This is a genomic window from Thioclava sp. DLFJ4-1, from assembly GCF_002020145.1.
GTDB classification, from domain to species: Bacteria; Pseudomonadota; Alphaproteobacteria; order Rhodobacterales; family Rhodobacteraceae; genus Thioclava; species Thioclava sediminum.
In genome coordinates this window covers 523,088-537,986 of sequence record NZ_MPZT01000003.1, presented here as the reverse complement: position 1 = coordinate 537,986, position 14,899 = coordinate 523,088, and the positions used below count along the sequence as shown (strand labels likewise).

General features: G+C 62.6%; 9 protein-coding genes. 8 read left to right on the top strand and 1 reads right to left on the bottom strand.

What is annotated here, in order from left to right; genetic code table 11:
• The first annotated feature begins 133 nt into the window (after positions 1–133).
• Positions 134–2,500: an ATP-binding protein gene (locus tag BMI85_RS12365; RefSeq protein WP_078601584.1), complete on the top strand. Its 2,367-nt coding sequence runs from the start codon at positions 134–136 to the stop codon at positions 2,498–2,500.
• Here BMI85_RS12365 and BMI85_RS12360 read toward each other — a convergent pair.
• The gene (locus tag BMI85_RS12360) at positions 2,492–3,094 is read right to left on the bottom strand and encodes a hypothetical protein (protein ID WP_078601486.1); all 603 of its coding nucleotides are present in this window, start codon (positions 3,092–3,094) and stop codon (positions 2,492–2,494) included. The genes BMI85_RS12365 and BMI85_RS12360 overlap by 9 nt on opposite strands.
• A 215-nt stretch (positions 3,095–3,309) precedes the next feature.
• Between BMI85_RS12360 and recA the strand changes: the two genes are divergently transcribed.
• The 7 genes from recA (at position 3,310) to BMI85_RS21780 (ending at position 14,882) form a co-directional block, all read left to right on the top strand.
• Positions 3,310–4,377 carry a recombinase RecA gene (gene recA / locus BMI85_RS12355; RefSeq protein ID WP_078523378.1) on the top strand — a complete coding sequence of 356 codons (1,068 nt, stop codon included), beginning with the start codon at positions 3,310–3,312 and terminating at the stop codon, positions 4,375–4,377.
• 125 nt (positions 4,378–4,502) lie between these two features.
• A complete protein-coding gene (gene alaS, locus BMI85_RS12350; protein ID WP_078601485.1) occupies positions 4,503–7,157 on the top strand; it encodes an alanine--tRNA ligase in 2,655 nt (884 codons plus the stop codon).
• The gene (locus BMI85_RS12345; RefSeq protein ID WP_078550499.1) at positions 7,157–7,462 is read left to right on the top strand and encodes a DUF1330 domain-containing protein; all 306 of its coding nucleotides are present in this window, start codon (positions 7,157–7,159) and stop codon (positions 7,460–7,462) included. The genes alaS and BMI85_RS12345 overlap by 1 nt, the downstream gene beginning before the upstream one ends.
• Positions 7,463–7,720: 258 nt before the next feature.
• Positions 7,721–9,190, top strand: a complete 1,470-nt coding sequence (gene cysS / locus BMI85_RS12340; protein WP_078601484.1) for a cysteine--tRNA ligase — start codon at positions 7,721–7,723, stop codon at positions 9,188–9,190.
• A gap of 130 nt (positions 9,191–9,320) precedes the next feature.
• Positions 9,321–10,943, top strand: a complete 1,623-nt coding sequence (gene cimA, locus BMI85_RS12335) for a citramalate synthase (RefSeq protein ID WP_078601483.1) — start codon at positions 9,321–9,323, stop codon at positions 10,941–10,943.
• Entirely contained in the window at positions 10,940–11,704 is a 765-nt protein-coding gene (locus tag BMI85_RS12330) for a squalene/phytoene synthase family protein (RefSeq protein WP_078601482.1), read from the top strand. The genes cimA and BMI85_RS12330 overlap by 4 nt, the downstream gene beginning before the upstream one ends.
• A 124-nt stretch (positions 11,705–11,828) precedes the next feature.
• Positions 11,829–14,882: a methyl-accepting chemotaxis protein gene (locus BMI85_RS21780; RefSeq protein ID WP_078601481.1), complete on the top strand. Its 3,054-nt coding sequence runs from the start codon at positions 11,829–11,831 to the stop codon at positions 14,880–14,882.
• The last annotated feature ends 17 nt before the right edge of the window (positions 14,883–14,899 follow it).

The following is a 14,899-nucleotide window of genomic DNA, read 5'->3' as shown; positions in this document are numbered from 1 at the left end:
CCCGGATCACGGCTGCGTGATTGACTCAATCGTCAGTTGAAAGTCTAGTCTCGTTAATTGGGTTTTAATTTTTTTGCCGCGCTATGGGGCCGATCTGTAAGGCAGGGAGGCGAGCGTGGGGCGGAACGAATTGATGCTGCAGCCACTCTCGAAGACGATGGCGGCGCTGGCGCCGGGCGCGGTCTATTTGCTGCTTGCAGCGGGAATTGCGGCGGCGATTGCTTTCGTGATGCCCGATGAGGTGGTGACCTGGGCGATGTTCTCTGTCGCGGGGACGCTCGTGATCACGGCCGCTTGGCTGCGACTGGCCTTGGCGCAGGACCGAAGGCGACGCGCACGACAGCAGGAAACGCTCGCGAATTTCATCGCCCATGACGCAGCCCCCAGCTTCACTACGGATCCCGAAGGCGAGATCGGCTATCAGAACAGGGCCGCCGTGGAGCGTTTCGGCTCGCGCGGCGGGCAGGGCCTGGCGCGAACCCTGGCGGAACTTTTCGCCGATCCCGGCGCGGTGTTGCGCCGCCTGCAAAGCAAGGCAGAGGCGACGGGGGCCGCGCGCGAGGATCTCGTGACCCGGCGCGGCCATCTGCGGCTCTCTGTTCATCGTATCGGCTCGGGCGATTTTCTCTGGCGGCTCGAAGATATGGCCGAACGGACGATTGGCGGGCGCGGCGCGGAAACGATCAGCCTGCCGATGCTCACCGTCTCCAACGGCGGCACGATCCTGTTCATGAACGAGGCGCTGCGGCGGCTCGTGGGGGAGCGGGTGCGCTCCCTCGATCGCATCTTCACCGATCTGCCGCTGCGCTCGGGCGAAGAGCACGAGATCAAGGGAGAGGACGGCCCCGTTACCGCGGTCGTGGCCCAGCTTGAAGGCGTGGGCGGCCGATCCGAGGTGTATCTCCTCCCGATCGGGGGTGCGCGCTCCGCCGAGGAAGGCGCGAATTTCGAGGCGCTGCCCGTCGCTATGCTGCGCCTGTCAGCCCATGGTCGGGTGCGCGCAGCCAATCGCGCGGCGCGCGGCCTCCTTGGCGGGATCGAGCCACAGACCCGCCTTGCCGACCTCCTCGAAGGGCTCGGGCGGCCTGTTTCGGATTGGGTGAACGACGCGCTCGCAGGCCGCGCCGATGGCCGTCCCGAGGTGCTGCGCGCTCGGCGCGGCGACAAGGAGGTCTTTCTTCAGGTCACACTCTCGCGGATCGTGGAAAACGGGCGTGCGGGGCTGCTCGCCGTGCTGTCCGACGCGACGCAGCTCAAGACGCTCGAAGCGCAATTCGTGCAAAGCCAGAAAATGCAGGCGATCGGTCAGCTTGCAGGCGGTGTTGCGCATGATTTCAATAACCTGCTCACAGCGATTTCGGGTCATTGCGACCTGCTGATGCTGCGCCACGACAAGGGCGATGGCGACTATGCCGATCTCGATCAAATCAGCCAGAATGCCAATCGCGCGGCCGCGCTGGTCGGTCAGTTGCTTGCCTTCTCGCGCAAGCAGACGCTGAAGCCGGAGATCCTCGATCTGCACGACACGCTTTCCGAACTGACCCATCTGCTCAATCGGTTGGTTGGCGAGAAGGTCGTCCTGAGCGTCAAGCATGAAAGCGATCCCGGACGGGTGCGCGCGGACAAGCGGCAGCTCGAACAAGTCATCATGAACCTCGTGGTGAACGCGCGCGACGCGATGCCCGGCGGGGGCGAGATCCGGATCGAGACCGACGCGGTGCACCTTGCCGAAAACCGCACCCGCGACCGCGTGGCGGTGCCGAAGGGCGACTATGTTGCGATCAAGGTCACCGATACCGGTATCGGTATCGCGGCCGATAAATTAAGCAAGATTTTCGAGCCCTTCTTCACCACCAAACGCACCGGCGAGGGCACGGGGCTGGGGCTTTCGACGGCCTATGGCATCGTGAAGCAAACCGGCGGTTATATCTTTTGCGATTCCGTCATCGGGACAGGAACGAGCTTCACGATCCTTTTGCCCGCCTATGACGCTGGTGACGAAAGCGATACGCCGCGCGCCGACGGCGATGCCGCGGAGGCGCGAACTGCCCCGCGTGGCCCCCCGACGCCTTCCGTCGTGCCCAAAGCGGAAGCTGCGCCGCTCGCGACAAAGGCGACCCCGGTGATTGCCGCCGAGGCGACCGTGCTTCTGGTCGAGGACGAGCCCCCGGTGCGTGCCTTCGCCGCGCGCGCGCTCAAGCTGTGCGGCTACACCGTGCTGGAGACCGAGAGCGCGGAAGAGGCGCTGGAACTGCTCGAAGATGCGGATTTGCAGGTCGATATCTTCGTCACCGACGTGATCATGCCCGGGCTCGATGGGCCAAGCTGGGTCAGCCGCGCGCTCGAGGCGCGGCCGGGCACGCGCACGGTCTTCATGTCGGGCTATGCAGAGGAAGTGTTCCAGAACGGAACGTCCCCCGTACCGGATTCGGTCTTCCTGCCGAAACCCTTCTCGCTGAGCGAGTTGACCGCGACAGTGCAGGACTTGCTCTCACGCTAAGGCGCGGGTGACCCGATCATAGAGCGCAAGATCGTCCTGCATCGCGACCCGCAGCGCAGCCTCGGTCTCGGGCGCGAGCCCGGTCTCGACCGCCGGGGGGACGTTCACGCGGGGCAGGGTGATGGCGAAGCCGAGCTGATCTTCGAGAAAATGAACGAAATCCTCGATCCGCTCATACGGAAAAATCCGGTCCACCAGCGGCGTGCCCGCATCATCACACAGAAATGCGGCCTGACTGGGCACGTCACTGAACCCTGCGCGCGGGTCCTCGATGTAGTCGCGCGCGAACTGTTCGAAGGAATAGCCGGCTGAAATGTCGCTTTCCTCGATCAAATCGCGCAGTCGAAAACGATAGAGCGACCGCAACCAGTCGAGCGGCTCACGCATCAGCGCGACCGTGGTGAAACTGGCCTCGGTCTTCGACGACAGCAACGGCGCAAGATGATCCTGGAAATCGCGGGCCGAGGCGTGTTTGAGAACAGCCGGACGGGTCAGTGCGACGTCGGCCAGCGACTCCAGCGCTGTCTCGACCGCAGAGGAACCTGCCTTGGGCGTGGCGAGAAAAACGAGTTTTTGTTTCCAGAAAATCAGCATCTTGGCGGGTCAGCTCCTAACTGAGCCGGTGATAATCATTCGGCCGACGCGGGTAAACCGTTTCTTAACCGAATTGGCGGTTCAGTGAGTTGTGGAAAATTTTGTTGTAATGTTCACGTTCTGTGCGCATAGTACGATCAGAACATGAGGTGAACATCTGCGCGAGGGCGTCGCATTGCCGACCAGCCGTCGCTGTGAAATAAGGAAGCGGACAAATGGCAGTAGCGAAGCTTTTCGATATGGATAAATCTCCCAAGGCAGACAAGCAAAAGGCGCTCGACTCGGCGCTGGCGCAGATCGAGCGGCAATTCGGCAAAGGCTCGATCATGAAGCTCGGCGGCGACACGCCCGCGCGGGAAATCGAAGCGACCTCGACCGGCTCGCTGGGCCTCGATATTGCGCTCGGCATCGGCGGGCTGCCGAAAGGCCGGATCGTCGAGATCTATGGGCCGGAAAGCTCGGGCAAGACGACGCTGACGCTGCACGCGATCGCGGAAGAGCAGAAGAAGGGTGGCGTCTGCGCCTTTGTCGACGCTGAACACGCGCTCGATCCGCAATATGCACGCAAGCTTGGCGTCGATCTCGACGAGTTGCTGATCTCGCAGCCCGACGCAGGCGAGCAGGCGCTCGAAATCGTCGACACGCTGGTGCGTTCCGGCGCGGTCAGTCTCGTCGTGGTCGACTCGGTCGCGGCGCTGACGCCGAAGGCCGAAATCGAAGGCGATATGGGCGATCACACCGTGGGCGCGCAGGCCCGTCTGATGAGCCAGGCGATGCGCAAGCTGACCGCCTCGATCGGGCGTTCGAACTGCATGGTGATCTTCATTAACCAGATCCGGATGAAGATCGGCGTGATGTTCGGCTCGCCGGAGACGACTTCGGGCGGCAACGCGCTGAAATTCTACGCCTCCGTGCGTCTCGACATCCGTCGCATCGGCTCGATCAAGGATCGTGACGAGGTGGTGGGCAACCAGACCCGCGTGAAAGTGGTGAAGAACAAGGTGGCCCCGCCGTTCAAGCAGGTCGAGTTCGATATCATGTATGGCGAGGGCATCTCGAAGATGGGCGAGCTGGTTGATCTGGGCGTCAAGGCCGGGGTCGTCGACAAGGCTGGCGCCTGGTATTCCTACGGGGACGAACGCATCGGCCAAGGCCGTGAAAACGCGAAGACGTTCCTGCGCGAGCACCCCGATGTCGCCTATGAGATCGAGGACAAGATTCGCGCCAGCCACGGGCTCGAATTCGACAAATTGTCCGAAGATGACGCGCTGACCGAAGACTGATCGTCACCGCAAATTCATGCAAAGGCCGGGAGCGTCGTCTCCCGGCCTTTTTGCGATTGCTGGACAGGGGCAAAGGGCGGCGTTAAACGGGACCGAACATGCCCGATCAGGCGAGACAGGACGATATGCCCAGCCTTAACGAAATCCGCTCCACTTTCCTTAATTACTTCGAGCGTAACGACCACCGGGTCGTTGACAGCTCTCCCCTCGTTCCGCGCAACGACCCGACGCTGATGTTCACCAATTCCGGCATGGTGCAGTTCAAGAACTGCTTCACCGGGGTGGAGAAGCGCGAGTACAACCGCGCAACGACCGCGCAGAAATGCGTGCGCGCAGGCGGCAAGCACAACGACCTCGACAATGTCGGCTACACCGCGCGCCACCATACGTTCTTCGAGATGCTGGGGAATTTCTCCTTCGGGGATTATTTCAAGGAAGACGCGATCCCGTTCGCTTGGGAATTGCTGACCAAGGATTTCGATATTCCGAAGGACAAGTTGCTGGTCACGGTCTACCACACCGATGACGAGGCGGCGAATATCTGGAAGAAGGTCGCAGGTCTGCCCGACGAGAAGATTATCCGTATCCCGACCTCGGACAATTTCTGGCAGATGGGGCCGACCGGTCCCTGCGGTCCCTGCACCGAGATTTTCTTCGATCACGGCGACCATATCTGGGGCGGCCCGCCAGGTTCGCCCGAGGAAGATGGCGACCGGTTCATCGAGATTTGGAACCTCGTCTTCATGCAGAACGAGCAGTTCGAGGACGGCTCGATGCGCGCGCTCGACATGCAGTCGATTGACACCGGCATGGGGCTCGAGCGGATCGGCGCGCTGCTGCAAGGCAAGCACGACAATTACGACACCGACCTGATGCGCCACCTGATCGAGGCCTCGGCCAACGCGACCGATGGTGCGCCGGACGGGCCGGGCAACGTGCATCACCGTGTGATCGCGGATCACTTGCGGTCGACCTCGTTCCTGATCGCGGATGGCGTGATGCCCTCGGCGGATGGGCGTGGCTACGTCCTGCGCCGGATCATGCGCCGCGCGATGCGTCACGCGCACCTGCTGGGCGCGAAGGACCCGGTGATGCACCGTCTCGTGCCGTCGCTGATCCGCGAGATGGGTGCGGCTTACCCCGAGCTTGGCCGGGCGCAAGCGCTGATTGAAGAGACGCTTCTGGGCGAGGAAACCCGTTTCAAGACCACGCTCGATCGCGGGCTCAAGCTGCTCGACGAGGCGCTTGTGGACCTGCCCGAAGGTGAGAGGCTGCCGGGCGAGACTGCGTTCAAACTCTATGACACGTTCGGCTTCCCGCTCGATCTGACGCAGGATGCGCTGCGCGAACGTGAGCGTGAGGTCGATACCGAAGGGTTCGACGCCGCGATGGAAGAGCAGAAGGCCAAGGCGCGCGCCAGCTGGTCCGGGACCGGCGAGGCGGCCAATGCCGCGATCTGGTTCGATCTGTCCGAGAAGCTCGGCGCGACCGAATTCCTCGGCTACGACACCGAGACCGCCGAAGGTCAGATCACCGCGCTCGTGACCGACGGGGCCGAGATCGGCAAAGCGACCGACGAGGTTCAGATCGTGGTCAACCAGACCCCGTTCTACGCCGAAAGCGGCGGTCAGGTTGGCGATCGCGGTTGGATTGTGACCGAGACGGGTAAAGCCGAGGTTACCGACACCAAGAAAGTTGCAGGCGTCTTTATCCATTTCGCGCGTGTCACCGAGGGCGAGATCACCAAGGGGCAGGGCGCAAAGCTGGAAGTCGATCACGCGCGCCGCAGCGCGATCCGCGCGAACCACTCGGCCACGCACCTGCTGCACGAGGCGCTGCGCCGCACGCTTGGTGATCACGTGGCCCAACGCGGCTCGCTCAATGCCGAGGACCGTCTGCGCTTCGACTTCTCGCATAACAAGGCGCTCTCGGCTGAGGAAGTCGCGACGATCGAACGCGAAGTGAATGAATTCATTCGCCAAAACACGCAGGTCGATACTCGGATTATGACGCCGGATGACGCGCGCGATTTGGGCGCGCAGGCGCTGTTCGGCGAGAAATACGGCGATGAGGTCCGTGTCGTCTCGATGGGCGAGCTGGCCAATTCCGGCAAAGGCACGAACGGAAATGTCTATTCGCTCGAACTTTGCGGCGGCACCCATGTGAAGCGGACCGGCGATATCGGCACCTTCGTCCTGACCGGCGAAAGCGCGTCCTCGTCGGGCGTGCGTCGGATCGAGGCGCTGACCGGTGATATCGCGATGGCCGAGCTGCGCCGCCGCGACAAGCTGCTGGGCGAGATCGAAGGGCTGGTGAAAACCTCCGAGGCCGATCTGCTCGGACGTCTTCAGGCGATCCTCGACGAGCGCAAGGCGCAGGCCAATGAGATCGCGCAACTGCGTCGCGAGCTTGCGATGGGCGGCGGTGCCTCCGGTGGTCCGGACATCAGCGAAATCAACGGCTTGAATTTCGTTCCTCAAGTTGTGTCCGGCGTGACCGGCAAGGACCTTCCGGGCATCGTGGACGAGCTGAAAGAGAATGTCGGCTCCGGCGTTATCCTCGTGGTGGCCGATGCGGGCGGCAAGGCGGCCGTGGCGGCTGGCGTCACCAAGGACCTGACCGAGCGTGTCAGCGCGGTCGATCTGGTGAAGGCCGCGGCGCAGGCGCTTGGCGGCAAAGGCGGCGGCGGTCGTCCCGATATGGCGCAAGCCGGCGGGGCCGATCCGTCGAAAGCCGATGAGGCCATCGCGGCCGTGAAAACTGTTCTGGAGGGATTGTAATGGCAGGCGCATTCTGGATCGCCCATGTAAAGGTGCTCGACGACGAGGCCTATGGCAAATATGCCGAGGGCGCGGGCCCCGCGATCGCGAAACATGGCGGGCGCTTCCTCGCCCGTGGCGCGCGCTATGTGCAGCTCGAAGGCAATGACCGCGCGCGCAACGTCGTTGCATGGTTCCCGTCGCTGGAAGCTGCCGAGACTTGCTACTACTCCGACGAGTATCAGGCGGCGCTCGCCCATGCCAAAGGCGCATCCGAGCGGGACCTGATGATCGTCGAGGCGATGGACGACGTCGAGATCAAATAAAGATCGGCCTGTAAGGTATTGATCGGAAATCATTAAGAAGGCGGCTGCGGCCGCCTTTTTCTATGACGTTGCACACGGTCGTTTTTGCTCTGGACCTTCGGGCGCGCTGCGTCCTATGCTGCCGCCATGACCACGAAGACCATCATCATCTGCTGCATTATCCGCTGACATACGTCACGCGGGCTGGTCTTCTCTTTCCAAATTTCTCATGACCTTGTAAGCCCGCCGGCAGGTGCCGCCGACCCTTTGCGAGGACACATGACCCAGATCCGTTTGCGCAATTCCCTGACCCGGAAAGTCGAGGATTTTCGTCCGATCGATGCCGACAACGTGCGGATGTATCTCTGCGGGCCGACCGTTTACGACCGCGCGCATCTCGGCAACGCCCGTCCGGTGGTGGTCTTCGACGTACTCTACCGGCTGCTGCGCCACGTCTACGGGCCGGAGCACGTCACCTATGTGCGCAATTTCACGGATGTGGATGACAAGATCAACGCGACGGCGCTGGCGCGCAAGGAAGCCGGGGCCGAAGGGTCGCTCGAAGAGCTGATCCGCGCGCGGACCGAGGAGACCATCGGCTGGTATCATTCGGATATGGATGCGCTCGGCGCGTTGCGTCCCGATCAGGAGCCGCGCGCGACCGACTATATCGGCGCGATGATCGCGATGATCGAGACGCTGATCGAAGACTGTCACGCCTATGCCGCCGAGGGCCATGTGCTGTTCCGGGTGCGCAGCTACAAGGATTACGGCGCGCTGTCGGGGCGGACGGTCGACGACATGATGGCGGGGGCCCGGGTTGAGGTCGCGCCCTTCAAGGAAGACCCGATGGATTTCGTGCTCTGGAAGCCCTCCGACGAGGGGCTGCCGGGTTGGGAGAGCCCGTGGGGCCGGGGCCGTCCGGGCTGGCATATCGAGTGCTCGGCCATGTCTTACGAGTTGCTTGGCGCGTCGTTCGACATCCATGGCGGCGGCATCGACCTGCAATTCCCGCACCACGAGAACGAGATCGCGCAAAGCTGCTGCGCGCATCCCGAGGGATCGTTCGCGAATTACTGGCTGCATAATGAGATGCTGCAGGTCGAGGGCAAGAAAATGTCCAAGAGCTTGGGCAATTTCTTCACCGTGCGCGATCTGCTGGACGGCCATGACGGCGAGAAGGGCATTCCCGGCGAGGTGATCCGCTTCGTGTTCCTGCAGACGCATTATACGAAGCCGATGGATTGGACGGCGGAGAAGGCGCGGCAGGCGGAGAGGACGCTTCTTGGGTGGAAGGAACTCATCGATACCGAACGTGATGCTGTAGCTGAGAACGCAGAAGGCCAGGGACCTTCGGAATCGGTCATTTCCGCATTGGCCGACGATCTGAACACTGCATTGGCGATAGCTGAGATGCACGCGATTGCAAAGCGTGCAAAAACTGATCTGCAGGCTAAGATCGAATTGTCAGAAACACTTCGGTTTCTCGGTTTCGATCCCGATCATATCTGGTCAGTTTCGTTTGGCACATCCCTTTCGCATACTCTTTCTGATCCAATCAATTTCGATGCTTACGAGAAGGCCCTTGCAGGGCTGCGCGCCGAAGCGATGGAGAGCAAAGACTTTTCGAAGGTTGATGCACTGAAGTCGATGCTGTTGGCGGCTGGACTGGAGGTGCGTATGTCGAAAACCGAAGTGAAGATTGACATGACCGAGTCCTTTGACCCCGCCAAGCTGGAGGCGCTGTGATGGCGCGCAGCTACAGCGATAAGGGACGCGCCGGACCCGAGGGGGGGCGCAATCGCGCCCGCCCTGGGGGGCGGGTCGGGCGCGGCCCGGCGTGCCGCCGGGCGGAACGTAACCTCGACGGAGGCCTCCAATGACCAAATCCCGCCTCTATCTCTACGACACCACGCTCCGCGATGGACAGCAATCGGCGGGCGTCCAGTTCTCGGTGCCGGAGAAGATCGAGATCGCCAAGGCGCTCGACGCGATCGGCATCGACTATATCGAAGGCGGCTGGCCCGGGGCGAACCCGACCGACAGCGATTTCTTCGAGGCCCGGCCCGAGACGCGGGCGACCTTCACCGCCTTCGGGATGACCAAGCGGGCAGGGCGCTCGGCCGCGAATGACGACGTGCTGGCGGGCGTCATGAACGCGAATACGCCTGCCGTCTGCCTCGTCGGCAAGACCCATGACTACCACGTCACCACCGCGCTCGGGATCACGCTGGAGGAGAACCTCGAGAATATCCGCGCCTCGGTCGCGCATATGGTGGCGCAAGGTCGCGAGGCGCTGTTCGACGCCGAGCATTTCTTCGACGGCTATAAGGCGAACCCCGACTATGCGCTGGAGTGTTGCCGCGCGGCCTATGAGGCGGGCGCGCGCTGGATCGTGCTGTGCGACACCAATGGCGGCACGCTGCCGGGCGAGATCGGCAAGATCGTCGGAGCGGTGATCGCGGCGGGCATTCCCGGCGACCGTCTCGGCATCCATTGCCATGACGATACCGGCAACGCCGTGGCGGGCAGCCTCGCGGCCATCGAGGCCGGTGCGCGCCAGATCCAAGGCACGCTGAATGGGCTGGGCGAGCGCTGCGGCAATGCGAACCTGATCACGCTGATCCCGACGCTTCTGCTGAAAGAGCCCTACGCCTCGACGCTCGACACCGGGATCGCGCCCGAAAGCCTGCGCGACATCACCAAGCTCTCGCGCAAGCTCGACGATATCCTGAACCGGGTGCCGCTGCGCTCCGCGCCCTATGTCGGCGCCTCGGCCTTTACCCATAAGGCGGGGCTACACGCCTCGGCGATCCTAAAGAATCCAGACACTTACGAGCATATCGACCCCGCCGTGGTGGGGAATACGCGCCTCATCCCGATGTCCAATCAGGCGGGCCAGTCGAACCTGCGTGCGCGGCTGAAAGGCATGGGGATCGAGGTCGCGAAGGACGATCCGCGCCTCGCCCGCATCCTCGATCTGATCAAGGAGCGCGAGGATCAGGGCTATGCCTATGACGGGGCGCAGGCGAGTTTCGAGCTGCTCGCGCGGGCCGAGCTGGGGCAATTGCCGAAGTTCTTCGAGGTGAAGCGCTACAAGGTCACGGTGGAGCGCCGCAAGAACCGCTACGACAAGATGGTCTCGATTTCCGAGGCGGTCGTGGTGGTAAAAGTCGGCGGGAAGAAGATGCTCTCGGTCTCGGAAAGCATGGACGAGCAGGGTCATGACCGCGGCCCGGTGAACGCGCTCTCGAAAGCGCTGTCGAAGGATCTCGGCCCCTATCAGAGCCTGATCGACGACATGAAACTGGTCGATTTCCGCGTCCGTATCACGCAAGGCGGCACCGAGGCCGTCACCCGCGTCATCATCGACAGCGAAGACGATGCGGGCCAGCGCTGGTCGACCGTGGGCGTGTCGCCGAACATAGTGGACGCGAGTTTCGAGGCGCTGCTCGACGCGATGATCTGGAAGCTGATGCGCGACGGGGCGAAACCGGCATGAGCGATCTGGCCGCGTCTCTTCAAGCGGCAGCCGAGGCCGTGCGTCAGGGCGATCCCGACCGGTTCGCCGCCACGATGGCTGCGCCTGCGGAGCTGCGTGACCGCCTCTGGCCGCTCTACGCCGCCAATCTGGAAATCGCGCGTGCGCCCTGGGCGTCGTCAGAGCCGATGGTCGCCGAGATGCGCCTGCAATGGTGGGTCGATGCGCTGGAGGCTCTTTCCGAGGGCCGCGAACCGCCGCATGAGATCGGCCCGGCGCTTGTCTCGGTGGCACAACCCGCGCGCCATTTGATTGCCGCGGCCGAAGCCCGTCGTGCCGATTGCTGGCCCGATCCTTTCGACGATATTTCAAGCCTTTGGGCCTATCTCGATCAGACTTCCGGCGCGCTTTACTGGGCCGCGGCCGAGGCGCTCGGCGCGCCCGAAGACGCGGAAATAACCGTGCGCAGTTTCGGTGCAGGCGCCGGGCTCGCGGCGCTCCTGCAGGCATGGTCCGATCTCGCCGCGCGGGGGCGCCCGCCTCTTGCCGCGCCGGAGGTCGCAACGCTGCATCAGCTCGCGGCGGAGGGCCAAGTGCGACTCGAACCCGCCCGCAAGCTGCGTCTGGGACCGGCGAAGGCGGCACTCCTGCCGGGATGGCAGGCTCGGGCGCTGCTCGCGCGCGCGCGCGAAATAGAAGACCCGCTGGCACCGGGCGCGCTGGCGCTGTCGGAATTCCGCCGCAGATCGGGACTTCTGCGCGCCGCGCTGCTTGGCGTCTGAGCCCCTTGGGGGGCAGTGTGCGGGAAATTTTTGGAAATTAGAGGAATCTTCAACTCTTCGCCTGAAGGTGATCGCGATTGCCCCGATAGGTCGGGTCGCTGCCGCAGTTCGCCGGAGGACGTTGATGCGCTTTCTCGACAATCTGAAACTTGGACTGAAATTGCCGCTGATGCTGGTGGCGATTGCCATGGTCGCGCTGACCATCATGGGAATTTCAGCCTATCGTACCGCCTACGGACTGTTGGAAAGCGAAGGGACGCAGTGGCTCTCGCGAACGCTGGCCGCGCGCGTCGCCCTCGCGGAGGACTGGGCGCAGACACTGGCCTCCAATACCCGCACGATCGCCGCCAATCCCGACACGGCGCGGGCGCTTTACGATTTCGCCCACAGCCTCAACCGGCTCGATCCTCCCGCCATCGAAAGCCTGAGGACCGGGGCCGCAGAGGCCGGTGCATCCGAGGGCGAGGTGAGCGGCCCGCTCCGGGACTACCGCCTGCTACTCGACCGCTATGGACCCGCCATCGATCAAATTTTGGCCGAGAATGGCCTGAGCGATTTCTATCTTATCGATCGTGACGGTCGCATTGTATTTGCCGCGCGTGATCACAGCGCGATTGGTCACGCGCTTGCGGATGAACCGGCGGGGCTGATCGAGGCCGCGACCGCTGCGCTGGATTGGTTGAGCGCGCCGACGGGCATGGTGGCGGCCGATACCGTCGCCGTTTCGCCCCCGCATTTCGAGTTTGCCAAGGGTCGGTTCTTCGCAGCGCGCCCCGTGCGAAGCGGAAATGGTCTCAAGCTCGGTGCTGTTGTCTTGCGAAAGCCGATGGCCGAACTCGGGGGGATCATGGCCAACGCGCGCGGTATCGGCGAGACCGGTGAAGGTTTCCTGATTGACGAGAAAGGGAGGCTGATGAGCGATCTGCGCTTTCCGGCCAACGCTCCAAAACCGGGGGAGGTTTTGCCCGCGGCTACCGTGAGTGCTGTAGAACAGGCGCAGGAAGAGGTGATCTCTTTGCAGGGGCATCCAGCGATCGAGAGAACCCAGAAGTTCACTCTATTCGAACAGCCCTATTGGGCGGTCGTCGAGCAAGACCGTGCAGAGCTGTTCGCTCCTGCCACGTCACTTGCCCGTGCTATGCTATTCAACGCCTCCTGGCTCATCCTTCTATTGGCGGCCCTTTCTGCCTGGATGGCACGATCCGTCTCCAGCCCTCTCAAGTACCTCGAAAGATCCATTCGGAAGATCAGCGGAGGCGATTACGCGAGCGAGATTGCACAGACTCGCCGTGGCGACGAAGTCGGTGCAATCGCCGCCGCGCTGAGCAACCTGCGCGACGAGCTTGATCAGTCTGAAGGGATCAAACGAGAGGCCACGCGCCAGGGCGCAGCCTATGCCAACGCCTCCGCCGCCTTGATGATCGTCGATCGCGACTTCCGTATCACCCATGTCAACCGTGCGCTCGTCGATCTGGTCGAGTCGCGGATCGACGAGTTTCTCGTTGTCAGTCCTGACCTCGATCCTGAAAATCTTCTGGGCCGCTCGATGGATGACTTCCACGCCAATCGGGGACATGCCCGTGCGTTGCTTGGGGATCCAACTCAATTGCCCCTTCATGTCGATATCAAGGTTGGCGAGGGTCGATTTGGCGTCGACGTCACCGAATTCGTTGATGGGCAGGGTAATCAGGTGGGGTTCGTGGTCGAGTGGCGCGACGTGACCGAACGACGGATGAAGGATGCCCTTATCGCGGCCATCGAGCGTGGCCAGCTCGTTTGCGAGGCCAATCCTGCGGGGAAGGTTGTTCGAATGAACGCAAATCTGCAATCGCTCCTCGGGGGGCAGGCACCAAGACTCATGGGAGAGCCGCTGAAGGACTGGCTAAGCACGGTTGATGGCAGTGATCCTTGGCCTTCGATTGCCGCCGGTGAGCCCGTCACTGCCCGCTTTTCGATACGTGACCGTCAGGGCAATACCTTTCTGCTCGACGGCTCGCTCAATCCGATCTCGGATAAAGCAGGGCGCTTGATGAAGATCGTGCTCATGGCCACTGACGTGACCGTCGCGGAAGCCGCGCTTGCCTCCGCACAACAGCGAAATCTCAAATTGCTCGAGGCTCAGGAATCTGTCGTCGAGACGCTTCAGCTCGGTCTCGCGGCCCTGTCGCGCGGTGATCTGAGCCTGACACTCGACACGGAGTTCTCCGAGGAATACGAGGCGTTGCGCAACGATTTCAACGCTGCGGCCCAAAACCTTGCGGCAGCGATTGTTTCAGTCATCGACAACGCTGCGGCGATCGATACTGAGGCCAGTGAGATCGCCTCTGCCTCTGATGACCTCAGCCGCAGAACGGAACAGCAGGCCGCGACGCTCGAAGAAACCGCAGCCGCGCTCGATCAGCTCTCATCCTCTGTCACGACATCGGCGCAAGGCGTGACCGAAGCGGATCGGGTGGTGTCAGAAGCCCGCAGCAGCGCGGAAACCTCGGGTGAAGTGGTCAAGCAGGCCATACAGGCGATGAGCGAAATCGAAACCAGCTCACAGCAGATTTCCAAGATCATCGGCGTGATCGACGAGATTGCCTTCCAGACCAACCTACTTGCGCTCAACGCTGGTGTCGAAGCCGCGCGCGCCGGTGAAGCGGGCCGCGGTTTCGCCGTTGTCGCTTCAGAAGTACGCGCCCTCGCGCAACGGTCTTCCGAAGCCGCACGCGAAATCGACACCCTGATCACCGCGTCGAGCGAACAGGTGACCCGAGGCGTGGGCCTCGTCGGCGAAACCGGCCGTGCGCTCACGGAAATTCTTAACGCTGTCGTCGATATTTCGGCGCGTGTCTCTGAAATAGCGGGCGGTGCCCATGAGCAGGCAGAGGGGCTGAAAGAGATAAATACCGCGGTGAATCAGCTGGACCAGGTGACGCAACAAAACGCAGCAATGTTCGAAGAAACGACCGCGGCCAGTCACGCTCTGATGACAAATGCGACATCCCTTCGCGACATTACTGCCCAGTTCAAAGTCAGAATGCGGGCGACGTCAAACGAAGGCGAGAGCACTCTGTCGGCGCAAAATCAACATGGGGTTCAGGCAAGCGAAGGAGGCCGTGAACTTCCGCAAGCGGTGGGCGAAACCGCTCCGCGCGGTACCACCTTTTCAGCTGAAGACTGGGAAGAGTTTTGAATTCGCACGAAGGACAC